17 protein-coding genes are annotated in these 24,093 nt (G+C 63.9%); 2 read left to right on the top strand and 15 right to left on the bottom strand.

Features of this window, described 5'->3' with window-relative positions:
• Positions 1-32 precede the first annotated feature (32 nt).
• The 6 genes from HNO52_RS06780 to HNO52_RS06755 form a co-directional block, all read right to left on the bottom strand.
• On the bottom strand, positions 33-911 hold the full coding sequence (locus HNO52_RS06780; RefSeq protein ID WP_197568408.1) for a carbohydrate ABC transporter permease: 879 nt from the start codon (positions 909-911) through the stop codon (positions 33-35).
• The gene (locus HNO52_RS06775) at positions 904-1,836 is read right to left on the bottom strand and encodes a carbohydrate ABC transporter permease (RefSeq protein ID WP_197568407.1); all 933 of its coding nucleotides are present in this window, start codon (positions 1,834-1,836) and stop codon (positions 904-906) included. Before HNO52_RS06775 ends, HNO52_RS06780 begins: the two co-directional genes overlap by 8 nt.
• Before the next feature lie 81 nt (positions 1,837-1,917).
• Positions 1,918-3,189: an ABC transporter substrate-binding protein gene (locus tag HNO52_RS06770; RefSeq protein WP_197568406.1), complete on the bottom strand. Its 1,272-nt coding sequence runs from the start codon at positions 3,187-3,189 to the stop codon at positions 1,918-1,920.
• 112 nt (positions 3,190-3,301) lie between these two features.
• On the bottom strand, positions 3,302-4,786 hold the full coding sequence (locus HNO52_RS06765) for an ATP-binding protein (RefSeq protein ID WP_197569127.1): 1,485 nt from the start codon (positions 4,784-4,786) through the stop codon (positions 3,302-3,304).
• Positions 4,786-5,511, bottom strand: a complete 726-nt coding sequence (locus HNO52_RS06760; RefSeq protein WP_197568405.1) for a response regulator — start codon at positions 5,509-5,511, stop codon at positions 4,786-4,788. The genes HNO52_RS06765 and HNO52_RS06760 overlap by 1 nt, the downstream gene beginning before the upstream one ends.
• Before the next feature lie 124 nt (positions 5,512-5,635).
• Positions 5,636-6,433, bottom strand: a complete 798-nt coding sequence (locus HNO52_RS06755; protein ID WP_197569126.1) for a Cof-type HAD-IIB family hydrolase — start codon at positions 6,431-6,433, stop codon at positions 5,636-5,638.
• Positions 6,434-6,626: 193 nt separating this feature from the next.
• Between HNO52_RS06755 and HNO52_RS06750 the strand changes: the two genes are divergently transcribed.
• On the top strand, positions 6,627-8,567 hold the full coding sequence (locus tag HNO52_RS06750) for an exoribonuclease II (RefSeq protein WP_197569125.1): 1,941 nt from the start codon (positions 6,627-6,629) through the stop codon (positions 8,565-8,567).
• Between the two features lie 54 nt (positions 8,568-8,621).
• On the opposite strand, the gene HNO52_RS06745 is transcribed toward HNO52_RS06750, so the two are convergent.
• The 3 genes from HNO52_RS06745 to HNO52_RS06735 form a co-directional block, all read right to left on the bottom strand.
• Positions 8,622-9,500, bottom strand: coding sequence for an urea carboxylase-associated family protein (locus HNO52_RS06745; RefSeq protein WP_197568404.1), 879 nt, complete (start codon positions 9,498-9,500; stop codon positions 8,622-8,624).
• 87 nt (positions 9,501-9,587) lie between these two features.
• The gene (locus HNO52_RS06740) at positions 9,588-10,901 is read right to left on the bottom strand and encodes an HlyD family type I secretion periplasmic adaptor subunit (protein ID WP_197568403.1); all 1,314 of its coding nucleotides are present in this window, start codon (positions 10,899-10,901) and stop codon (positions 9,588-9,590) included.
• The gene (locus HNO52_RS06735; RefSeq protein ID WP_197568402.1) at positions 10,898-12,655 is read right to left on the bottom strand and encodes a type I secretion system permease/ATPase; all 1,758 of its coding nucleotides are present in this window, start codon (positions 12,653-12,655) and stop codon (positions 10,898-10,900) included. Before HNO52_RS06735 ends, HNO52_RS06740 begins: the two co-directional genes overlap by 4 nt.
• 392 nt (positions 12,656-13,047) lie before the next feature.
• Between HNO52_RS06735 and HNO52_RS06730 the strand changes: the two genes are divergently transcribed.
• Positions 13,048-14,907: a cellulose binding domain-containing protein gene (locus tag HNO52_RS06730; protein ID WP_197568401.1), complete on the top strand. Its 1,860-nt coding sequence runs from the start codon at positions 13,048-13,050 to the stop codon at positions 14,905-14,907.
• A gap of 63 nt (positions 14,908-14,970) precedes the next feature.
• Here the strand turns inward: HNO52_RS06730 and sucD are convergent, their stop codons facing one another.
• The 6 genes from sucD to HNO52_RS06700 form a co-directional block, all read right to left on the bottom strand.
• Positions 14,971-15,843: a succinate--CoA ligase subunit alpha gene (sucD, locus tag HNO52_RS06725; protein WP_197568400.1), complete on the bottom strand. Its 873-nt coding sequence runs from the start codon at positions 15,841-15,843 to the stop codon at positions 14,971-14,973.
• Positions 15,843-17,009, bottom strand: coding sequence for an ADP-forming succinate--CoA ligase subunit beta (gene sucC / locus HNO52_RS06720; protein WP_197568399.1), 1,167 nt, complete (start codon positions 17,007-17,009; stop codon positions 15,843-15,845). Before sucC ends, sucD begins: the two co-directional genes overlap by 1 nt.
• Positions 17,010-17,164: 155 nt before the next feature.
• Complete coding sequence (gene lpdA / locus HNO52_RS06715; RefSeq protein ID WP_197568398.1) at positions 17,165-18,604, bottom strand: dihydrolipoyl dehydrogenase; 1,440 nt, start codon at positions 18,602-18,604, stop codon at positions 17,165-17,167.
• Between the two features lie 51 nt (positions 18,605-18,655).
• The gene (gene odhB, locus HNO52_RS06710; RefSeq protein ID WP_197568397.1) at positions 18,656-20,248 is read right to left on the bottom strand and encodes a 2-oxoglutarate dehydrogenase complex dihydrolipoyllysine-residue succinyltransferase; all 1,593 of its coding nucleotides are present in this window, start codon (positions 20,246-20,248) and stop codon (positions 18,656-18,658) included.
• 42 nt (positions 20,249-20,290) lie between these two features.
• On the bottom strand, positions 20,291-23,125 hold the full coding sequence (locus HNO52_RS06705) for a 2-oxoglutarate dehydrogenase E1 component (protein WP_197568396.1): 2,835 nt from the start codon (positions 23,123-23,125) through the stop codon (positions 20,291-20,293).
• A 254-nt stretch (positions 23,126-23,379) separates the two neighbouring features.
• On the bottom strand, positions 23,380-24,084 hold the full coding sequence (locus HNO52_RS06700; RefSeq protein ID WP_167120260.1) for a succinate dehydrogenase iron-sulfur subunit: 705 nt from the start codon (positions 24,082-24,084) through the stop codon (positions 23,380-23,382).
• Positions 24,085-24,093 lie beyond the last annotated feature (9 nt).

Raw genomic sequence — 24,093 nt, 5'->3', positions numbered from 1 at the left:
AACCTCTTGATTGTTCTGTTGCTCAGAGGGCCTCAGCCTTTGACCGAGCCTGCCGTGAGCCCACGCACGAAATACTTTCCAGCCAGCACGTAGACGACCAACGTGGGCAGTGCGGCAATCATCGCCGCCGCCATGTCGACGTTGTATTCGCGTGCACCGGTAGACGTATTGACCAGGTTGTTGAGCGCCACCGTGACCGGCTGGGTGTCGTGGGCTGAAAACGCCACGCCGAACAGGAAGTCGTTCCAGATCTGGGTGAACTGCCAGATCACCGACACCACGATAATCGGCGCCGAGACCGGCAGCAGGATGCGCCAGAAAATTCGGAAGAAGCCGGCACCATCGAGCTTGGCCGCCGAGATCAGTTCGGTGGGCACCGCCACGTAGAAGTTGCGGAAGAAAAGCGTGGTAAAGGCGATGCCGAAGATCACGTGGACCATGATCAGCCCCGCACGGGAGCTCGACAGGCCCAGCCAGCCCAACGTCTGCGCCATCGGCAGCAGCACCACCTGGAAGGGAATGAAGCAGCCGAACAGCATCAGCGCGAAGAGCAGCTCCGAACTCTTGAAGCGCCACTTGGTCAGGGCATAGCCGTTGAGCGCACCAATGGTGGTGGAAATAAGCACGGCCGGCACCACGATGGCGATTGAATTGAAAAAGTAGACACCCACGCCCTCGCAGCGCATGCCGGTGCAGGCCTCGCCCCAGGCTTTGGCCCAAGGCGCCAGCGTAGGAGCCTGCGGCAGCGAGAGCAGCGTACCGGGAGTGATCTCGGCCAGCGGCTTCACCGAGGTGATCACCATCACGGCCAACGGCAGCAGGTAGAACAGGGCCGCCACAATCAGAACGGCATAGAGCGAGAGACGGGTTATGCGAGCGCCGAACGTACGGCGGCGAATCACGTTATCCATGGCGACGGCTCCTCAGCTCGGAGTAGAGATAGGGAATCAGGATCGCCAATACGCCGCCCAGCATCAGCATGGCGCTGGCTGAGCCCAGGCCGATCTGCGCCCGGGTGAAGGCGTGCGCGTACATGAAGGTAGCGGGGAGATCTGAAGCGTAGCCGGGTCCGCCATTGGTGAGCGCCACCACCAAGTCGAAGCTCTTGATGGCGATATGCGAGAGAATCATCACGGCGCTGAACACCACCGGCCGTAGGCAAGGAATCACCACTCGCCAGTAGATTCGCGGCAGGCTGGCACCGTCGAGCTGGGCCGCCTTGAGAATGCTGTCGTCGATGCCCCGCAGCCCCGCCAGGAACAGCGCCATGACAAAGCCGGAGGCCTGCCACACCGCGGCGATCACCAGCGTGTAGACGGCCATGTCGGGGTCTATGATCCAATCGAAGCGGAAGTTCTCGAACCCCCAGCCGCGTACCATCGCCTGGATGCCAAGGCCGGGGTTGAGCAGCCACTTCCACACCACGCCGGTAACGATGAACGAGAGTGCCATGGGATAGAGATAGAGGGTACGCAGCGCCCCTTCCTGGCGGATACGCTGATCGAGCAGGATCGCCAGCAGCAGCCCCAGCACCAGACAGATGGCGACGAACAGGCCACCGAACACCACCAGGTTTGTCGAGGCCACCCACCAGCGGTCGTTGGCCATCAGCCGGGCATACTGGGCGAAGCCGACGAACTCGTAGCTGGGCAGCATGCGCGAGCTGGTCAACGAGAGAATGAAGGTCCACAGCATGAAGCCGTAGACGAAGAACAGCGAGATGGCGATGGACGGCGCCAGCACCAGCTTGGGCAGCCATGCCTGGAGCAGGCCGGACGAACTGCGTCGGGCACCAGGACCGGCGGCCGGCTGCGCCACGGAACTTGAGAGGGACATAAGGGGAATCCTCGGACGTAAACGGCGTGCTACCAGGGACGGACCTGCTTGGACAGGCCCGCCCCACGTTTCGACTGCAGGTTACAGCGCAGCCTGAGCGGCATTCACCATGCGCCGGGCAGCTTCTTCGGCAGCCATGTCACGCGAGTTGAAGAAGTTAGTCACTACATCGAAGATGGCGCCCTGCACGTCGGCACGCACGGCCATACCATGGGCCATGCTGGGCACCAGGCCACCCGCTTCCGCGGTGCGCTGGAAGTCCTCGAGGGACTGTTGAGCGCACTGGTCGAACTCGCTCATGTCGAGATCGGGACGAGCGGGAATCGAGCCCTTGGCCAGGTTAAAGGTCTCCTGGAAAGTCGGTTCCAGTACCAGGCGCGCCAAGGCATGCTGGGCCTCACGCTCCTCGCCTTCGACACGGAACATGGCCAAGCTGTCGATATTGAAAGTGAAGGCATCCTGCGTTCCGGGGGCAGCGGCGCAGAGGTAGTCCTCACCGGCGGTGAGCCCGGCGGCGGTAAACTCGCCCTTGGCCCAGTCGCCCATCAGTTGCATGCCGGCATCGCCGTTGATCACCATGGAGGTGGCGATGTTCCAGTCGCGACCCGGCATGCCATCATCCATCAGTTCGCGAAGACGCTTGAAAGTCTCGAGCGCTTCGACCATCTGGTCGCTGCCCAGTGCCTCCTCGTCAAGATCGACCAGTGCCTGCTGATAGAACTCGGTGCCACCGGTGGCCAGCAGCACGCTCTCGAAGATGGTGGCATCCTGCCAAGCTTGGCCACCGTGGGCCAGGGGTATGTAACCTGCCTCACGAATCGCCTCACCGGCGGCGAATAGCTCATCCAGCGTGGTCGGCATCTCGACGCCGGCCTCATCGAGCACATCCGGATTGGCCCACAGCCAGTTGACCCGATGCACATTGACCGGTACCGCAACGTACTCGCCGTCATACTTCATCACATCGGAAACCACTGTCGGCAACAAGTCATCCCAACTCTCCGACGTGGCAACCTCTTCGAGGCTGCCGAGCAGGCCGAGCTCGCCCCACTCCTGAATCTCGGGCCCCTTGATCTGGGCCGCCGAGGGCGGGTTCCCGGACATGGCGCGGGACTTGAGTACGGTCATGGCGGTCTCGCCACCGCCACCGGCCACGGCGAAATCCTCCCAGCCGTAGCCTTCGGCTTCCATCAATTCCTTGAGCACGTTGGCGGCCTGGGCCTCGCCACCGGAGGTCCACCAGTGCAGCACCTCCACCTCGGCAGCCTGGGCGCTTGAGAGCGTCAACGAAGCCGTCGTGGCGGTGGCCAGGGCGAGAGCCGTTTTCTTGAACGAGGTCTTGAACGTATACATCGGCATGCTCCTGCTGTTGTTATTGGCTCCGGCGTCGACCGGAGTGTCAGTAACATTAACCGAGAGCTACCTCATACAGGGTTTCTTAGTCCTGCAAAGTATTGAGACAGTATTACAAAGCTGTAACGTTTCTCGGCCGCGGCAGGAAGAGCGTGACCTCGAGCCCACCCTCCGCATGATTGGCGAGCAGGATGTCACCGCCCATGGCCCGGGCGATATGGCGAGCAATGCCGAGCCCAAGGCCGCTGCCCCCGGTGTTGCGGCTGCGTGAGGGTTCGAGGCGAATGAAGGGAGAAAAGACTCGCCCGAGCTGGGCCTCGGGAATGCCCGGCCCATGGTCGCGGATGTGGATCGAGAGCTGCTGCGGAGAATCGTCCAGCGTCACCTCGGCGCGCTTGCCATAGAAGACGGCATTCTCCACCAGATTCGCCAGGCAGCGCTTGAACGCCAGCGGTTTCACCGCCAGCGGCTCGGCGTCCCCCGAGAGGCTCACCTGACCTCCCTGCAGCGTCAGCTCTTCCGCCAGTTCGTTCAGCACCGCTCGGGGGTCGACCGCTTCTACCGCCTCGTGCAGGTCGAAGCCCTTGACCGAAGCCAGCGCACCCTTGACCAGCAGGTCGAGCTCGTCGAGCGAGGCGCAGAAGCGCTCGCGCTGCTGCGGATCGTCAAGCATCTCGGCGCGCAGCCGCATGCGAGTGATGGGTGTCTTGAGATCATGGGAAATGGCCGAAAAGAGCCTTTCACGCTCATCGACCTGCTCGCAGATGCGCTCCTGCATGCGATTGAATGCCACCGCGGTGGCCGCCACCTCGCGCGGCCCCGTCTCGCGCAGCGGCGGCGCATCGAGGTCGTCGCCCAGCTGTCGCGCCGCCCTGGCCAACCTGGCGAGCGGTCGGGTGACGCTGCGGATGCCGAGCAGCGACAGGCCGATCACGGTCAGCAGGACCATGAACCCCGCCAGCAGGCGCTCGCCCGAAATCCAGCGATTCTCGTTGAACAGGTCAGGTACCGGCAGCAGAGTCGCCACATAGAGCCAGGTCTCGGGGCCGAGCTCCATCTGCACTACCAGGATCGGCGGCGATAGCGGCTCCATCAACAGGCTGTGCTGGCCCCAGCGCGGCGGCAGGTCGTGCAGCAGCACCTCGTTGTTGTAGACGCGCAGGGTCTCGGGGCGGGAGAACTCCACCAGCACGTCGTCGATGCCCAGTTCGCGGGTCAGAATATTGCTGAAGTTGTCGACCACCAGCGCCTTCTCCGGCCCCGAACCGATGTCTTCCACCGGTATGCGCCGCTCGTTGACGCTGACGAAGAAGCGTGTCCCGCCCATGTTACGCAGCTGGTCGAGCACGATATGGCGGTACTCATAGGGCAGCGAGCGGAAGAAGCGCATGGTCGAGGCCACGCTGTAGGCTACGTTGCGCGACAGCTCGTCCAACTGTTCGAGCTGGCTCGAGCGCACCTGGGAGGTCCAGATGGTATAGCTGGCAAGCTGGGCCGAGAGTACGCCGACGATCATGATCAGCACGAAGCGTCCGCGCAGGGTGCGCGGCAGGACCCCCACCAGGCGGCGACGCCAGCGTTCCCAACGCGCTGCCATCACGTCAAGGCTTCGATCTTGGCGGTGAAGACGTAGCCGGCGCCACGCACGGTGCGGATCAGTTGATGGTACTGCGCATCCTCACCGAGACGCTGGCGAAGGCGGCAGACGTGCACGTCGATGGAGCGATCCAGCGGCGGCGCCGGGCGGCCCCGGGTCAACTCGTACAGGGCCTCGCGCGTGAGCACCCGCTCGGGATGCTCGAGGAAGACCTGGAGCAGATGGAAATCGGCACCCGAAAGCGGGATGTGCTCGCCCTTCTCGTCGATCAGCTCGCGAGTCATGCGATCCAGCCGCCAGGCGCCGAAGGCGACCAGCCGCGCCCGGGCCGGGTCGGCCGCGGCACCACCGCCACGCACACGACGCAGCACCGCCTTGATGCGGGCCAGAAGTTCACGCGGATTGAACGGCTTGCCCAGGTAGTCGTCGGCGCCGAGCTCGAGGCCGAGGATGCGATCGGTCTCGTCGGCGCTGGCGGTGAGCATGATGATCGGCACCTGGCTGTCGCGACGAATGTCGCGGCAGATGGTGAAGCCATCGTCGCCGGGCAGCATGATGTCGACGATGAGCAGGTCGGGAGTTTCGCTCGACAGCAGCCGATGCAATGCCTCGGCGTCCTCGGCAGCCAGGGCGCGGTAGCCGTGGCGGCTCAGGTAGTCGACCAGCAATTCGCGAATTTCGGGGTCGTCGTCGACCACGATCAGGGTGGCGGGCGTTGTCGTCATCGTTGTCCGATGGTAAGGGGCGTCGCCTTGGCGCCGCCGTGAGTCGTTGTCGTTATTCGGCCCTTGATGATGGGCAAGCGGGTACGACGCGACAAGGGGGGCTAGACCATCGTCGCACCCCGGCCTAGAGAGAAAACCTCTCCTGCAGATGTCTGGCCACGGCAGTTTCGGCGTGGTGTCCGATGCGGCGTGCTACGGGCACCCTTTCAGCCAGCTCCGGATGCGCATTGGCCATGACGTGGGCTTCGCCAGCGAGGGCGAGCATCTCGGTGTCGTTGAGGTTGTCGCCGAAGGCCAGGCAGCGCTCGCTGTCGATCCCGAGCACGGCGAGCAGCGCCTCGAGCGCCGTGCCCTTGTTCACTCCGCCGGCCATGATCTCGAGCGAATTGACGGTGGAGTAGGTGACGTGCAGGCGCTCGCCGTGGCGCCCGCGCACCGCGGTCTCGAGGCCTGTCAGTCGCTCGGGATCGCCGATGTAGAGCACCTTGCCGACGCCTTCGCCATCGAGGCTCGCCGGCTCGACCACGCGATAGCCGAAGCCGGTGTGGGCATGGTAGGCGAGCAGCCTCGGCGCGGGGGCATCGATCAGCCACTCGTCCTCGAGGTAGAGATTGAGGCGCACGCTGTCGTGACGCTCCAGTGCGATCAGCTCACGCGCCAGCTCGGCCTCGAGATGACGCGACGCCAGCAGCTCGCCGTCGGGGCCGTGCAGGTAGGCGCCATTGGTGCTGATCACATGGATCGGCACGCCCAGCCGCTCGCGGAAGGCCAGCATGTCGAGGAAGTGGCGCCCCGAGGCGAAGGCCAACTGGTGGCCCCGTTCGGCCAGCAGGCGCAGGGTCTCGACGGTTTCCGGGTGCAGATCGTGATTGGCGTCCAGCAGGGTACCGTCGAGGTCGGATACGATCAGGTGCGGTGTCATGGGCGTCCATTGCATCGGGTACCCGGTAGAGGCTAACGCAGCAGGCAAGGATTGCCCAGCCGGACAACACCTGCACTTACGCTGAGTCAGGCCCAGCCAAGCAGCTGATTTGCCATGGTCGCCACGGCAACGTTTGGCGCCGGGGCCATGAATCCGTATAGTGGCCCTCCTACCCCGCCACACGTTCGTGATCATGCTGCAGAACAACCCGCTGCTCGCCCAGCTCAAGCAACAGATTCGTGATGTCACGCCCCGCGCCGAGGGTGTGATCAAGGCCACCGACAAGGGCTTCGGTTTTCTCGAAACCGATGACGGCCAGTCCTATTTCGTGCCGCCTCCGGCCATGAAGCAGGTGCTGCATGGCGATCGCGTCCAGGCCGTAATCCACGAGAATGGCGACAAGACCTCGGTCGAACCGGACGCACTCGTCGAAGCGGGCCTCAGCCGCTTCATTGCCCGGGTGCAGAAGCGCGAGGGACGTCTGGCGGTGGTGCCCGACCACCCTTCGATCAAGAACGCGCTCAAGGCACGCATCAAGAACAGCCTCGACGAGGCCAGCATCGGCGACGCCGACTGGGTCGTGGCGCGATTGGTGCGTCACCCGCTCAAGCCCGAAGATCGCGCTTTCTTCACCCAGATCGACGAACTGGTAGCCAAGGCCGACGATCCCGCCGTGCCGTGGCGTGTGACCCTGGCCCGCCACGCCCTCGAGCAGGAGTGTCCCGAGGCTGGTGATGACTGGCCGTTGCGCGACGAGGGGCTCGAACGCCAAGACCTGACCGCCGAGCCGTTCTTTACCATCGACAGCGAGAAAACCCGCGACATGGACGATGCGCTGCGCATCGAGCCACGCGAGGAAGGCGGCTGGCGCCTGACGGTGGCCATTGCGGACCCCACCGCCTACGTCGAAGAGGGCCATGCCGCCGACCTGGAAGCGCGCACCCGCGCCTTCACCGTTTACCTGCCGGGTCAGAACGTCACCATGCTGCCCGAGCAGCTTGCTGACGACCTGTGCTCGCTGCGCGAAGGCGAGGAGCGCCCGGTGCTGGCTTGCACCCTGGAAGTGGAGGCCGATGGCAGCCTGGGCGACTACCGCTTCTTCGCCGCCAGCGTGCGCTCCCAGGCCAAGCTGGTCTACGACCGGGTGTCGGACTGGCTGGAAGGCCAGGGCGAATGGACGCCGGCCGAGGAGATCGCCGGCCAGCTCCAGGCACTGCGCGACATGACCAAGGCGCGTGCGGCCTGGCGAGCCGAGCATGCACTGGTGTTCAAGGATCGCCCCGACTACGTCTTCGATCTCGACCCGGCGGGCAATGTGCTCGATGTCCGCATCGAGGAGCGGCGCATCGCCAACCGCATGATCGAAGAGTCGATGATCGCCGCCAACGCCTGCTGCGCCCACCTGCTCGCCGAGCATGTCGGCCACGGCATCTTCAACGTGCACCGCGCGTTCGATCCGGAGAAGGCCGAGGCCGCCCACGAATTCCTCACCGCTCAGCAGGTCGAAGTCGAACTCGAGGCGCTCTCCGAGCTGCCGCGCTACAAGGAGCTCAAGCGCGCACTTGAGAGCCGTGATGACGCCTGGCTCGATGCACGCCTGCGTCGCTTCCAGGGCTTCACCAGCATGTCCGCCCGCCCCGGCCCGCACTTCGGCCTGGGCCTGGCCGCCTACGCCACCTGGACCTCGCCGATTCGCAAGTACGGCGACATGGTCAATCATCGGCTGGTCAAGCGCGTGCTCAAGGGCGAGCAAGCCCCGGCCGAAGCCACCCAGGCGCTGACAGAGCAGCTCACCGAACGGCGCCGCCTCAATCGCATGGCCGAGCGCGACGTCAAGGACTGGCTCTACGTGCGCTACCTGACGCCCGCTGCCAAGGCGCAGCAAGCTTTCGAAGCCGAAGTCTTCGGCATCAGCCGCGGCGGCATGCGCGTACGCCTCACTGCCAACGGGGCCACCGCCTTCGTCCCGGCGCCGATGCTGCACAGCGATCGCGACAAGGTGGTCATCGACGACAAGGAAGGCCGCATCCAGATCGAGGGCGAAGAGCGCTACAAGCTGGGAGATGTGATTCTTGTCGAATTGGTCGAGGCGCGCGAGGAGACCCGCTCGCTGGTGGCACGCCCAAGCGAATGAACCCGGCTGCTCCACTCTCGCTTCGCCCCGCCCCCCATGGGCGGGGCGAAGTCGTTATAGGGAACGTTCGTTCAAGCGCCGCCGCTTCTCGGCGTCCCAGTCGATAGCAGGCGCCTGCAAGCCGTGGCCGCCAGCATAGGGTGACGGCTCGGGCGGCCGCCAACCTTCCAGCAATGCCTCGTCCAGGCGAAAGACCTCCACGCCGATGGGGTGGCAGGTCAGCAGCGGATCGCTGGCGTCGGGGCCCCAAAGGTCCACCGAAAGATCCCCTCCCGGGCAGCACGACAAAGCGCAGAGCAGGTCGATCTCGGCGAACAGCTCGAGATAATCGCCCTCCCGTGCCGGGCACGCCTTCATGAAGTACTGGTCGTCGTCGTTCAGACCAGTGCACTGGAAGACGTTGAGCACGTCATGCACGTCGAACTCGGTGAGGCCGAAGCTGCGCACGGCACGCACCAGGTTGGAGTGGCAGTGGTGATCGAAATCTTCGCCGGTAAGCAGGCGATTGACATAGGGGTCGCAGCGAGTGCCCAGCAGGTCGTGTACGCGCCCGCCCTGCTCGTCGACACCATAGCCCGACAGGGTGTCATCGATGATCGTCGCCATGGGGCGCAGGTAGGGCAGCGTCGACCACAGACGGTCGAAGGTGGAGACATGGGCACGTTGCAGCTGACGGGTGCGCGAGGCCCAGAAGCGCTCGCGGGGATTGTGCAGGTGCCAGAGGTTGAAGTCGCCGACCTGGGGCCCCTCCAGGGTGGATAGCCGCATCACATGGCCCGCCGGCACTTCCCACGCTCGACCATCGCGGATCGGCACGACCAGCGAATCGACCCGCTCGCGGGCATCCGGGTCGGTCAAGCGAACGTAGAAATCCCGATCGACGTCGAGGATCGAGCCTCGGGTCGCCTGGTAAGCGGCGGGAACCTGGGTCATGGGAACCTCCTTCGAGAACGTGCCCTTCAGCGTAACCCATGGCGCCCTACCCGCTCATCACGTCCCTCAACGCTCGATGCGGCGCACCTAGTCGCGCATGGCCCTGGCCAACACATCGCCAATCGGCTTGATCAGGTAACTGGCGAAGGTACGCTCGCCGGTATGGATCATGACCTCGGCCGGCATGCCTGCCAGCAGGCGCATGTCGGAGGTCATCTCTTCCCGCCCCTCCTCGGTGACTCGCACCCGAGCCCGATAGAAGTCGCGTCCAGTGCTCTCTTCCTCGAAGCTGTCGGCCGAGACATGGATCACCTCCCCGGCAACGGCATGGGTGAGCCCCTGGTTGAAGGCACTGAAGCGAACCTCGGCCGACTGTCCGACGTATAGGCTATCGACGTCACTGACCGGCACGCGCGCCTCGACCACGAAGCCCTCGTCGCTGGGTACGATATCCAGGACCGGATCGCCCGCGCCGATCACCGCTCCCAGCGTATGCAGCTGCAGGCCGACCACGGTTCCCGCCACCGGCGCGGTCACCGTGGTACGGCGCACCTCGTCGGATAGCGCCGTGATCCGCTCCTCGGCATCGGTGATCTGCTCCTGCACTTTGCGCAACTGTTCGCCGGCCTCCGCCTGGAATTCCTGGCGGCGGATCTGCTTTTGCAGCTCGTTCTCGCTGATCTGCGCCGCGATACGGGCAATCACGGATTGCTGCTGGGCGGTTTCCCCTTCGAGTTCGAGGATGTCGCGCTCCAGCTCGCGCAGACGTTGTCGATCGCCGTGACCACGTTCGAACAGGCTACGCAGATCGTCAGCCTCCTCGCGCAGCGAGGCGATCTGCTGCCGGTTGTACTCCACCAGGGACCTCAAGCCCTCGCGCTGCTCCTCATACTGGCGAGTCTGCTGATCGAGTGTTTCGAGATTGCTTTGCAATGACTGCCGCCGCGAGAAGAACAGCCCATGCTGCACCGCCAACACCTCGTTGACACGCTGGGAATCGCTCTCCAGCAGTTCCTGAGGAAACTCCAGGTTCGTCTCCTCGGCGAGTTCGGCGGTCAGGCGTATCTCGCTGGCTCGGTTGATCAGGTACTGCGCTCTCGCCAGTTGGAGCTGAGATGCCGCCCGGGTATTGTCGAGCACCATCAACACATCGCCGGCCTCGACGTGATCGCCGTCGGCCACGCGGATCTCCCTGACGATACCCCCCTCATAGTGCTGTACCGTCTTCTTGAACGATGCGACCGAGACTTTGCCCGGGGCCACGACGGCAATCGCCAGGTTGGCGGCCAGCGCCCAGCCACCGAAGCCACCGAAGGTGACCAGCAGTATGAGCAGGCCCAGGCGACGGTAGCGACGCCCGTCGATGGGCAGTGTCGTTGGCGTGATATGTTCGCTGTTCATGACAAACCACCTCCTTCGGTCAGCTCTGCGTGCGATGCTCGGGCTCGTGAAGACTTGCCGGGCACCGCCTGGCTGGACCTCGGCCCTGCGATCCGCGCCAGCACCTCGTCGCGTGCCCCCAGCAAACGCAGCCGGCCGTCGTTCAGCACCAGCAGCTTGTCGACATCGGCCAGCACGCTGCGCCGATGGCTGATCACGAACAGCGTCGTCCCCTCCGCCTTGAGCTGACGCAGCGCCTCGGCCAACGCCCGCTCACCAGCATCGTCGAGATTGGCGTTGGGTTCGTCGAGCACGACGAGCACGGGTCTGCCGTACAGCGCTCGCGCCAATCCGATACGCTGTCGCTGCCCGCGCGAGAGCGCACCGCTGGCGACACCGATAGGTGTCTCGTAGCCTTCTGACATACGCAGGATCATCTCGTGCACGCCCGCCTTCTTCGCCGCCGTTACTACTTTCGTGTCGTCCACCTCGCCGAAGCGTGCAATGTTCTGACTGATCGTGCCATCGAAAAGCTCGATGTCCTGGGGCAGATAACCGATGTGCGGCCCCAGTTCGTCACGGTTCCAGTGCCTCAGATCGGCACCGTCGAGCCGAACCGCCCCCGACTCCGGCAACCAGACGCCCAGCAGGGCGCGTGCCAGCGTAGTCTTGCCTGCAGCACTCGGCCCGATGATGCCGACGTGCTCACCGCGTACAATGTGAAAGTCGAGTTCGCGCAACACCGGTTTTACCGCTCCCGGTGGCGTAAGTGTCAGGGCTTCGACCGCGATCTCCCCCTTCGGCGCGGGCAGCGACAAGCGCCGCGTCTCCACCGCCACGTCGCGACACAACGCGTCGAGCCGATGATAGGCGTCCCGGCAGCCCACGAAGCTCTTCCAACTGCCGATCATCTGGTCGATGGGTGCCAGCGCCCGTCCCATGATGATCGAAGCGGCTATCATCATGCCCGGCGTTATGCTTGCGTCCAGTACCAGCAGTGCGCCCAGCCCCAGGATCAACGACTGCGCCAGGATGCGTAGTCCCTTTGACAGGTTGCTCAAACTGCTGCTGCGATCGCTGGCCTGGGACTGCTTGGTCAGTGCCGCCACGTGCCGTGCTTCCCAGCGTTGCATGATCGCCGGCAGCATGCCCATAGCGTGCAGAACCTCGGCATTACGCAGGTTGCTGCCGACCTGTGCCTGGGCCTGGATGTGCTCGTGCCCGGCTTCGGCCAGCAGGCGCTTGGAGGCCTTCTCGTTGGCGACCGCCAGCCCCAGCAGCAACAATCCGGCGATGGTCGCGAAAACCCCGAACCATACGTTGAACACGAACAGGATGATCAAATAGATGGGCACCCAGGGCGCATCGAAGAAGGCGAAAAGACCATTGCCAGAAATGAACTGGCGTACCGACCTGAGATCGTCGAGGGGTTGGCCGCTGCCCTCGCCCGGAGAAGCCAGGCCACGGCGGAACATGGCGCGATACAGGCGCACGCTCACCAAGGTATCGAGGTGGTTACCCACCCTCACCAATAGCCGTGAGCGCACCAATTCCAGCCCGACCATGACTGTCAGAAGAAAAATCGCCACCAGGGTCAGCATGAGCAGGGTCTCTTTGCTGCCACTGGTGATGACCCGATCATAGACCTGCAGCATATACAATGCCGGCGTCAGCATTAGCAGGTTGATGAACAGGCTGAAGCCTGCCACCCATAGCAGAGCGGGCCGACAACGCCTTAGCGCGTACTGGAAGTCGCTTTGTGTTCTCGAAGTCATGGTGCTCTCTGAATTGACATGAGCGGGCAATGCAGTCCTTACCGCAGCTTGCGCAACGGCACAGTAACAAACCGTTGCCGGGCACTTGGCTACCTTATTAATATTTTTGTGTATTAATGAAAGGAAAAGTAAGTCGTAACAAACCCGAACTCTACCTAGGAATAAAAATACGCATAGTTTCAATTAAATAACGGAACCGGCCACCTCAATCCCTCGAGTAAATGTAAAAACCTCCCGCACTTACATTCCTTCATCGCCCTGGCGCCCTTGTTACTTGCTCCCAGCCCGATAGCATGCGCAGCGAAGCGGGAGATAACCGATGCCGCTGCAGATCGCATGGCCCCTGGTAGCGATGCCACGGGGCCGAGAATGACGCATCAGGAGGAACCAACATGCCGACCATCGATGTCGCCCGTGGCACATCGGCCCGAGAACTCCAGGAGCTGATCGACACCGCCCCGAGCGAGTCGACCCTGCTCCTGGAGTCGGGCGACTACCGATTCGACCAGGCCCTGCGTATCAACCGCTCCGATATCACTCTCAAGGGAGCAGGCACCGACTCCACCACGCTGACATTCACCGATGCCGCCCTCGATGACAACGATCGCTTCGGTATCGGGGTCGAAGGCGACATGCGTGGCGAGACGCTCGGTACACTCGCCACCGATCTTGGCGAAGGCGAGCGGAACGTGCGGCTCGGCGACGGCCATGGCTTGGAGCACGGCGACACGGTGCGGATCTGGCAAGACAACGACAGCGCCTTCTTCGACGAGATCGGCGACACCTCATGGCGCAAGCAGAAGCATGCCGAATTGCGCACCAGCATGGCCAAGGTCGAGGCCGTGAGCGGTGATACCATCACACTCGACCGTGGCGCGCACTTCGATTTCGCTGGGGGGAAGGCCAAGCTGGAGCGGCTCGTGCCCGTCGACGACGTGTCCCTCGAGGGCTTCACCGTCGGCTACGAGCTGGGCACCCCCGACGCTTCGGCGTTCTCGAATACCCAAGGCGATCTGACCGGCTACCAGGCCATACGCCTGGATGGCGCCACCGATGCCCACCTGCAGGATGTAGCGGTCGAAAACGGCCCCTCGACGGCTTTTCATTTTGCCCGCTCGCTGGAGCTCGAGGCCGATTCACTGCGTGCCGAGGGAGCCTTCAACAAGGGCAGCGGCGGCAACGGCTACGGCTTCGAGCTGAAGGAGAGCTATGACGGCAGCTTCAACCATCTCGAAGACAGCGGCATGCGCCATGGCGTGTTGTTCTCTTCCTGGCGCTCATCCGTCGGCAACGAGATCGAAGTCGACTTCACCGACCGCGACATCAACTTTCACGGCGGTCGCGACCATGACAACCAAGTCCGCGTCGCCCAATCGGTTCGCAATCCCGAAGCCGATGAACTCTCACCGGCGCTATGGGTCAATGCCGGCGGCGAGAGTTTCGGTGCCATCACCGACGCGGATGCCAACGAGGTGCGCTTCGACTACGTGCAGGGCTCGCGGCGCAGCGATGTGCTACAAGGCAGTGACGACGGTGTCTACCTCAACGGCGGGCTGGGCCATGATGGGTTGTTCGGCGGCGCCGGCCACGACGTGCTGGAAGGCGGCCCCGGCGACGACTGGTATGACGGCGACGATCTACTGAGTGGAGGTGCTGGCATCGACACGGTGCGCTATGCCGGCCCGATCGATGCCTACCGGATCGATTTCGACGGCGCCAGCATTGCAGTACACAGCGACAAGGGAGCAACCGATACGCTCGAGGAAGTAGAGCTCGTCAGCTTCGGTGATGGTACCGTACTGCATACGGCATCACGCGGTACTTTCCAGGCCGCCGCGCTCGACGCTCCCGAACCCGATGACATACTCGGCAGCAACGCCATCCCCACCGGCCTGGTGGACGCTGGCACCGAGCTGCTGGTCTCGGGGAGCACGACGCAGCGCTGGGATGACGGCTACGTCGCCGAGATCTTCGTCGAGAATATGACCGATACCCCCCTTGCGGCACCCGAGCTGCGCCTGGAAACCGATGACACCATCGACACCCTGTGGAACGGCGAACTCAGACGCGATGGCGATGCCTACCTCGTTCGCGATGACAGTGCCGGCGAACTCGACCCCGGCGAGGCATGGCGATTCGCCTACCGCGCCTATGGCGACGAGCCCACGCCCGATGCCGTTACCGGCACGGATGGCCAGGACGTTGCGCTGCTCGGCATGCACGATGGCAGCGACCTTGGCCTGCTCGGCTGAAGTGAAGGACATGTAAAAAGGCGCCCCGAAGGGCGCCCTCTTGTCTGACGGATCGTCGACGGCTTACCAGCCGGTGACGTCCTTCAGTGCATCGCCGATCTCGGCCAGGGAGCGGACGGTGCGCACGCCGGCGTCTTCCAGCGCGGCGAACTTCTCGTCTGCCGTGCCCTTGCCACCCGAGATGATGGCACCGGCGTGGCCCATGCGCTTGCCCGGAGGCGCGGTGACACCGGCGATGTAGGACACAACCGGCTTGGTCACGTTGGCCTTGATGAAGGCCGCGGCCTCTTCTTCGGCGGTACCGCCGATCTCGCCGATCATGACGATCGCCTCGGTCTTCGGGTCCTTCTCGAACATCTCGAGGATGTCGATGAAGTTGGAGCCCGGGATCGGATCGCCGCCGATGCCCACGCAGGTGGACTGGCCGAAGCCGTGGTCGGTGGTCTGCTTGACCGCTTCGTAGGTCAGGGTGCCGGAGCGCGACACGATGCCCACACGGCCCGGCTGGTGGATATGCCCCGGCATAATGCCGATCTTGCTCTCGCCCGGGGTGATCACGCCGGGGCAGTTCGGGCCGATCAGGCGCACGCCCAGCTCGTCGCACTTCACCTTGACGTCGAGCATGTCCAGCGTCGGGATGCCCTCGGTGATGCACACGATCAGCTTGATGCCGGCGTTGGCGGCTTCGAGGATCGAGTCCTTGCAGAAGGCGGCCGGGACGTAGATCACGCTGGCCTCGGCACCGGTCTTCTCGACCGCTTCCTTGACGGTGTTGAACACCGGCAGGCCCAGGTGCTCCTGACCGCCCTTGCCCGGGGTCACGCCCCCGACCATCTGGGTGCCGTAGGCGATCGCCTGCTCGGAGTGGAAGGTCCCCTGCCCGCCGGTGAAGCCTTGGCAGATGACCTTGGTGTTCTTGTCGATCAGGATGCTCATTACTTGCCCTCCGCTGCCTTGACGACCTGCTGAGCCGCATCGGTCAGGCTGGTAGCAGCGATGATGTTCAGACCGCTGGAGGCCAGCTTCTCGGCACCCAGCTCGGCGTTGTTACCTTCGAGACGTACCACGACCGGCACGTTGACGCCGACTTGCTCGACGGCACCGATGATACCCTCGGCGATCATGTCGCAGCGCACGATACCGCCGAAGATGTTGACCAGCACGGCCTTGACGGAATCGTCGGAGAGAATCAGCTTGAAGGCTTCCGCCACACGCTCCTTGGTCGCACCGCCGCCCACGTCGAGGAAGTTGGCCGGCTGGCCGCCGTTGAGCTTGATGATGTCCATGGTGCCCATGGCCAGGCCAGCGCCGTTGACCATGCAGCCAATGTTGCCTTCCAGGGCCACGTAGTTCAGTTCCCACGCCGCCGCTTCGGCTTCGCGCTCGTCTTCCTGGGAGGGGTCACGCATCGCCTGCAGGTCCGGATGACGGTACAGGGCGTTGCTGTCCAGGTTGAGCTTGGCGTCGAGGCAGTGGAGGTTGCCTTCGTCGGTGATCACCAGCGGGTTGATCTCGAGCAGCGCCAGGTCCTTCTCGTGGAACAGGCGCGACAGACCCAGGAAGATCTTGGTGAACTGCTTGACCTGGTCGCCCTTCAGGCCCAGGGCGAAGGCCAGCTCGCGCGCCTGGTACGGCTGCGCGCCGACCAGCGGATCGATCTCGGCCTTGAGGATCTTCTCGGGAGTTTCCTCGGCGACCTTCTCGATCTCGACCCCGCCCTCGGTGGAAGCCATGAACACCACGCGACGGGTGGCACGATCGACCACCGCGCCCAGGTAGAGCTCATTGGCGATGTCGGTGCAGTTCTCGACCAGGATCTTGGCAACCGGCTGACCGTTCTCGTCGGTCTGGTAGGTCACCAAGTTCTTGCCCAGCCACTGCTCGGCGAAGGCCTTGGCTTCTTCTGGGCTCTTGATCAGCTTGACGCCGCCGGCCTTGCCGCGGCCACCAGCGTGAACCTGGGCCTTGACCACCCACATTTCGCCGCCGATCTTCTTGCAGGCTTCCGCCGCTTCCTCGGGGGTGTCGACTGCGAAGCCCTTGGATACCGGCAGACCATAATCAGCAAACAGCTGCTTGCCTTGATACTCGTGAAGGTTCATCGATTCATGCCATTGGTTGCATGTGACTCGAATGGCAACCGCGAAACCCCGCGTATGGCGGTGAGTATCGGGTTACCCCCGTTCGCGCCCGGTACATGGCCGGGCACGACGCGCCATCTGCGGATGGCGCTTGTTGTCCCTCTTGGCTATCTCGCCTACTTGCGCTTCTTGCGGTTGGCCATGTGAATCGCGTGTCCATCCACCGCCAGTGCCGCCTCGTGGATCGCTTCGGCGGTGCTGGGGTGCGCGTAGCAGGTCAGCGCCAGGTCCTCGGCGCTGGAGCCGAACTCCATGGCGATCACGCCCTGGGCGATCAATTCGCCGGCATGCTGGCTGACGATGTGCATGCCCAGGATGCGGTCGGTCTCGGCGTCGGCAATGATCTTGGCCATACCCTCAGGGGCATTGTTGGCCAGCGCCCGGCCATTGGCCGCGAACGGGAAGCTGCCGGTCTTGACCTCGATGCCCTTGGCCTTGGCCTCCTGCTCGGTCATGCCGACCCAGGCCACTTCCGGTGAGGTGTAGATCACGCTGGGGATGGCGTCGTAGTTCATCTCGGCCTTGTGGCCGGCGATGATGTCGGCGACCATCACGCCCTCTTCCGAGGCCTTGTGGGCCAGCATCGGACCGCGCACGCAGTCACCGATGGCGTAGATGCCCGGCACGCTGGTGCGGCACTGATCGTCAACGTGGATGAACCCACGCTCGTCCAGGCCCACGCCGACGGCCTCGTCGACCACGCCCTTGGTGTAGGGGCGGCGGCCGACGCAGACGATCAGCTTGTCGAAGGTCACCTCCTGGTCGCCATCGTTGTCGCTGTACTTGACCACCACCTCGTTGCCCTTGACCTCGGAGCCGGTTACGCGCGCGTTAAGCTTGATGTCCAGGCCCTGCTTCTTGAGCAGCTTCTGGGTCTCCTTGGCTACGTCCTTATCCACCATCGGCAGGAAGGCATCCATGGCCTCGAGCACGACGGTCTCGGCGCCCAGGCGACTCCATACGCTGCCCAGCTCGAGCCCGATCACGCCGGCGCCGATTACGCCAAGGCGCTTCGGCACTTCAGTGAATTCCAGCGCACCGGTGGAGGTGACGACGATATCCTCGTGCAGCGGGGTCGGCGGAATCTCTACCGGTACCGAGCCGGCAGCTATGACGATGTTGTCGGCTTCATAGGTCGCCGTCTCGCCGTCATGGCCGGTGACTTCGACCTTCTTGGTGCCGACCACCTTGCCGGTACCGTCGATTGCGGTGACGCCGTTGGCCTTGAACAGCGCGCTGATACCGCCCACGTTCTTGGCGATGACGGAGTTCTTGAACTCCAGCATCTTGGCGACGTTGGCCTTGGGTGCTTCGAGATCGATGCCGATCTCGGCGAAGTGATCGCGTGCTTCGACGAACTTGTGGGACGTCTCGAGCAGCGCCTTGGAGGGGATGCAGCCCACGTTCAGGCAGGTACCGCCATGCACGGTCTTGCCTTCCTTGTTGACCCACTTCTCGACGCAGGCAGTCTTCAGCCCCAACTGGGCGGCACGGATGGCGGCCACGTAGCCCCCGGGGCCCGCACCGATGACGATCACATCAAATTTATCGGCCATGTGGTTTTCCTGTTGATCGGTTCGCGTTTGAGTCCGTTGATTCGGGCGCCATCAGATATCCAGCAACAGGCGCGCCGGATCCTCGAGCAGCTCCTTGATGGTGACCAGGAACTGCACCGCATCCTTGCCGTCGATCATACGGTGATCGTATGACAGGGCCAGGTACATCATCGGGCGGATCTCGACCTTGCCGTTGACGGCCATGGGACGCTCCTGGATCTTGTGCATGCCCAGGATGGCGGTCTGCGGCGGGTTGATGATCGGCGTCGACATCAGCGAGCCGAAGATGCCGCCGTTGGTGATGGTGAAGGTACCGCCCTGCATCTCGTCAATGCCGAGCTTGCCGTCACGCGCACGCTTGCCGAAGTCGACGATGCCCTTCTCAACGTCGGCGATCTTCATGCTGTCGGTATCGCGCAGCACCGGTACCACCAGGCCACGGTCGGTGGAAACCGCCACGCCGATGTCCTGGTAGCCGTGGTAGACGATATCGGTGCCGTCGATGGAGGCGTTGACGTCAGGGAAACGCTTGAGTGCCTCGGCGGCCGCCTTGACGAAGAAGCCCATGAAGCCGAGCTTGACGTCGTGGGCCTTGAGAAAGGTGTCCTTGTACTGCGCGCGCAGCTCCATCACCGCACCCATGTCCACCTCGTTGTAGGTGGTGAGCATGGCGGCAGTCTGCTGGGCCTGGACCAGGCGCTTGGCGATAGTCTGGCGCAGGCGGCTCATCGGCACGCGCTTCTCGGGACGCTCGCCCTCGACGACCGGCGCGGCAGCCGCGGCCTGCTTGGGTGCGGCGGCCGGAGCAGCGGCGCTCTTCTTGGCCGAACCGGCCTGAACGGCGCGCTGCACGTCCTCCTTGAGGATGCGACCGCCCTTGCCGGTGCCTTCGATCCTGCTGACGTCAAGGTCATGCTCGGCAACCATCTTGCGTGCCGCCGGCGCCAGGATCTTGTCGCCGATCTTCTCGTCGCCGGAGCCGTCGTCAGCGGAAGCCGCCGGCGTTTCATCTGCCGCAGTAGCGGCGGCACCGCCCGCCCCTTCGGTGAAAATTGCCAGTACGGCTTCGGATTCGACCTGGCTGCCCTCTTCCGCCTTGATCTCGGCGATGGCGCCATCGGCCGGCGCCACCACCTCGAGCACCACCTTGTCGGTCTCGATATCGGCCAGCACTTCGTCGCGCTTCACCGCCTCGCCGACCTGCTTGTGCCAGGTGGCCACGGTGCCTTCCTGGATCGATTCGGGGAAGGTCGGTGCCTTCACCTCATGAGACTTGCCGCCAGCGGCAGGCGCCGCCTTGGTCTCGCTCTTGGCTTCGCTCTTCGGCTCGGCCTTGGCGTCGGCCTTCTCGCTGTTTTTTTCACTCTTCTGCTCGCCGCCCGTGTCACCGCCACCGCTCTTGGCGGCGCCTTCACCGATCCTGCCCAGCACCTGCTCGGACTGCACGGTGTCGCCCTCTTCCGCCAGCACCTCGGAGAGGGTGCCGGCTTCGGGCGCCACCACCTCGAGCACCACCTTGTCCGTTTCGATCTCGACGATCAGCTCATCGCGCTCGACGCTGTCCCCCGGCTTCTTGTGCCAGGCCGCCACGCTGCCTTCGGCAACGGATTCCGGAAAGGTGGGCGCTTTGATCTCGGTAGCCATGTCGTTTCCCTTGTATGTTCTCTCTCGTCCCGGTGGGTCGCCTCAAAGATTGAAGGCGTCTTCCACCAGCTGGCGCTGCTGTTCGGTATGCACGGACATGTAGCCCGCCGCGGGTGCCGCCGATGCCGGGCGACCGGCGAACTTGAGCTCGCCGCCCAGGCCGGCCTTGAGCATGTCGGCCACGGCCCGCATGTGGTGCTGGCTCGAATACCAGGCGCCCTGATTGAGCGGCTCCTCCTGACACCACACCACGCTTTCGAGGTTGGCGTAGTCCTTGAGCGCCTCGAAGAGCTCTTCCTTGGGAAAGGGGTAGAGCTGTTCGATGCGCACGATGGCGGTGTCTTCGCGCTCGTTCTCGGCGCGCCAGGCCGCCAGGTCGTAGTAAACCTTGCCGGCACACATGACGACGCGCTTAACCTCCTGGGCCTCAAGGTTGCCCTGATCCGCCAGCACCATGTTGAAATGGCCGTTGGCCAGGTCGTCGAGGCTGGAGGTCGCTTCCTTGTGACGCAGCAGGCTCTTGGGCGACATCACCACCAAGGGCTTTCTCAGCGGGCGGATCACCTGGCGCCGCAGCAGATGGAAGATCTGCGCCGGCGTGGTGGGCACGCAGACCTGCATGTTGTGCTCGGCGCACATTTGTAGGAAACGCTCGAGACGAGCAGACGAGTGCTCCGGCCCCTGCCCTTCGTAACCGTGCGGCAGCAGCATGGTCAGGCCGCACAATCGGCCCCACTTGGTCTCGCCCGACGAGATGAACTGGTCGACAACCACCTGGGCGCCGTTGAAGAAGTCGCCGAACTGCGCCTCCCAGATCACCAGATCGTTGGGAGCGGTGGTGGAGTAACCGTATTCGTACGCCAGCACCGCCTCCTCGGAGAGGAAGGAGTCGTGGATGGTGAAGCGCGGCTGTCCGTCGGACATGTGCTGCAGCGGAACGTAGGTGGTGCCATCCTTCTGGTTGTGCACTACCGCATGGCGGTGAGAGAAGGTGCCGCGACCCACGTCCTGGCCGGTGATGCGTACCGGATGGCCCTCGTCGAGCAGGGTGGCGTAGGCGAGGGTTTCGGCGAAGCCCCAGTTAAGACCCAGGCCACCGGCCTGCATCTTGCGGCGGTCCTCGTAGATCTTGGCCACCTGGCGCTGGACCTCAATGCCGTCCGGAATTTCGCACATGCGCGCGGCGAGCCGCTGCAGGCGCTTCATCTCGACGCTGGTGTCGGCGTAGCCGCTCCACTCATGGCCGAGGTAGGGCTTCCAGTCGACGAACAGCGAGGTGTTGGGCTCCTGCACCAGGGCGTTGGCCACGTGATTGCCGGCCATCAGGTCCTCGCGATAGGTCTCGATCATCGCCTTGGCCTCGTCCTCCGTGACCACGCCCTGCTCTACCAGGCGCTGGACATAGAGGGTACGCGAGGAAGGATGATCCTTGATCTTGCGGTACATCAGCGGCTGAGTGCCGGACGGCTCGTCGGCCTCGTTGTGGCCGCGGCGACGATAGCAGACCAGGTCGATGACCACGTCCTTCTTGAACTGCTGGCGATAGTCCAGTGCCACCTGAGTCGCGTGCAGCACGGCATCTGGATCGTCGCCGTTGACGTGAATGATCGGCGCCTGGACCATTTTGGCGATATCGGTGCAGTACTCGGTGGAGCGCGTGTCCTGCGGGTGCGAGGTGGTGAAACCGACCTGATTGTTGATGACGATGTGCACCGTACCGCCGGTCTTGTAGGCGCGGGTCTGGGACATCTGGAATGTCTCCATGACCACACCCTGGCCGGCGAAGGCCGCATCGCCATGCACGTTGATCGGCAAGACCTTGGTGCCTTCGAGATCGTCGCGGCGATCCTGGCGGGCGCGTACCGAGCCCTCGACCACCGGCGATACGATCTCCAGGTGGGAGGGGTTGAAGGCCAGCGCCAGGTGGACCTCACCGCCCGGTGTCATGACGTTAGAGCTGAAACCCTGATGGTACTTGACGTCGCCCGAGCCGCGCTCGATCAGCTTCTTGCCGTCGAACTCGTCGATCAGTTCGGAAGGGTTCTTGCCAAGGATGTTGACCAGCAGGTTGAGGCGGCCACGGTGGGCCATGCCGATGACCATCTCCTTGATGCCGTAGCCACCACCACGCTGGATCAGCTCGTCCATCATGGGGATGAACGACTCACCACCCTCGAGGCCGAAACGCTTGGTGCCCGGGTACTTGGAAGCCAGATAGTTTTCCAGGCCCTCCGCGGCGCTCAGACGCTCCAGCAGATGCTTGCGCACGTCGCTACTGTATTTCGGCGCCGAGCGCACCGATTCGAAGCGCTGCTGCAGCCAACGCTTCTCCTCGGTGTCGACGATGTGCATGATCTCGCAGCCGATCGAACGGCAGTAGGTCTGCTCCAGCGCCTCGACGATCTTGCGCAGCGGTGCCTTGTCGATCCCCAGAAAGAAAGAGCCGGTCTGGAATTCGGTATCCAGATCGGCTGGTGAAAGCTGGTGGAACGAGAGGTCGAGGTCGGGAATGGGAGCTTGGCTGCGCAGCTTGAGCGGGTCGATGTCGGCTTTCTGATGACCCCGGAAGCGGTAGGCGTTGATCAACTGCAACACCTTGACCTGCTTCTTGCTCTCGCCACTGTCGGCGGCGGCGGCAGCGGTGGTCGTCCGACGCGCACGGGCCAACTGCTGGAACTGATCGCGCACGGGGCTGAGGGGGACATCGTGGGAGACGCTGCCATCGACGCTCGGCAGCTGATCGAAGTAGGTTCGCCATTCTTCGGGCACGGAACCTGGGTCGGCGAGGTATTGCTCGTAGAGCGCTTCCACATAGTGAACGTTGCTGCCGCTCACGTGGGAGCTGTTCCACATCAACTCCATTATGCCTTGTTGCATCTCTCGGTCACCCTACACTGATGGGGTGTTGTCGGCGCCGTTGCGGGCCAGCCGCGACGGCTTGGCTGGTGCCCCTGCCGGTGGGGGCATCTTCTCTTCCCGGCGGTTCCGGCCGCGAAGCCGGAATCCTTGCGATTCATGCTCAAGAGCCGGTACCTGTGGCACCGGCTCTCTTGCTGTTGTCAGCGAGCCGACCGCGACATGACGTCGCGGTCGCACTGCGGCCAGTATGATAGCAAGCTACGCGCCACGATTTAAGTGGCATTCGCCAGCAGCATGTCGCGAATCTTGCCGATCGCCCGCGTCGGGTTGAGACCCTTCGGGCATACCGCGACGCAGTTCATGATGCCGCGGCAGCGGAACACGCTGAACGGATCCTCCAACTCGGCCAGGCGTTCGCGAGTCGCAGTGTCACGCGAATCCGCCAGGAAGCGGTAGGACTGCAGCAGGCCGGCCGGGCCGACGAACTTGTCCGGGTTCCACCAGAACGACGGGCAGGAGGTTGAACAGCAGGCGCACAGGATGCACTCGTAGAGCCCATCGAGCTTGTCGCGATCTTCCGGCGACTGCAGGCGCTCGATGGCCGGGGCCGGCTCATCGTTCTGCAGGTACGGCTGAATGCGCTCGTACTGCTTGTAGAACAGGCCCATGTCGACCACCAGGTCGCGCACCACCGGCAGGCCCGGCAGCGGGCGCAGCACCAGCTTGTTGTCCTTGACCACGTCGGATATCGAAGTGATGCAGGCCAGGCCGTTCTTGCCGTTCATGTTCATGCCGTCGGAACCGCATACGCCCTCGCGGCAGCTGCGACGGAAGGCCAGGGTGGTGTCCTCGGCCTTGAGCATCTCCAGCACGTTCAGGACCATCAGGTCGCGGCCCTGGGTGTCGAGCTGGTACTCCTGCATGTAGGGCGCGGAGTCGGTTTCCGGGTTGTAGCGGTAGATGGATACCTGAAGCATCTCGTGACT

The sequence above is a fragment of the Halomonas sp. MCCC 1A13316 genome (genome assembly GCF_014931605.1).
Classification (GTDB): Bacteria; Pseudomonadota; Gammaproteobacteria; order Pseudomonadales; family Halomonadaceae; genus Halomonas.
Note: the sequence above shows the minus strand (reverse complement) of the source record. Positions and strands in the feature narration are given on the sequence as shown.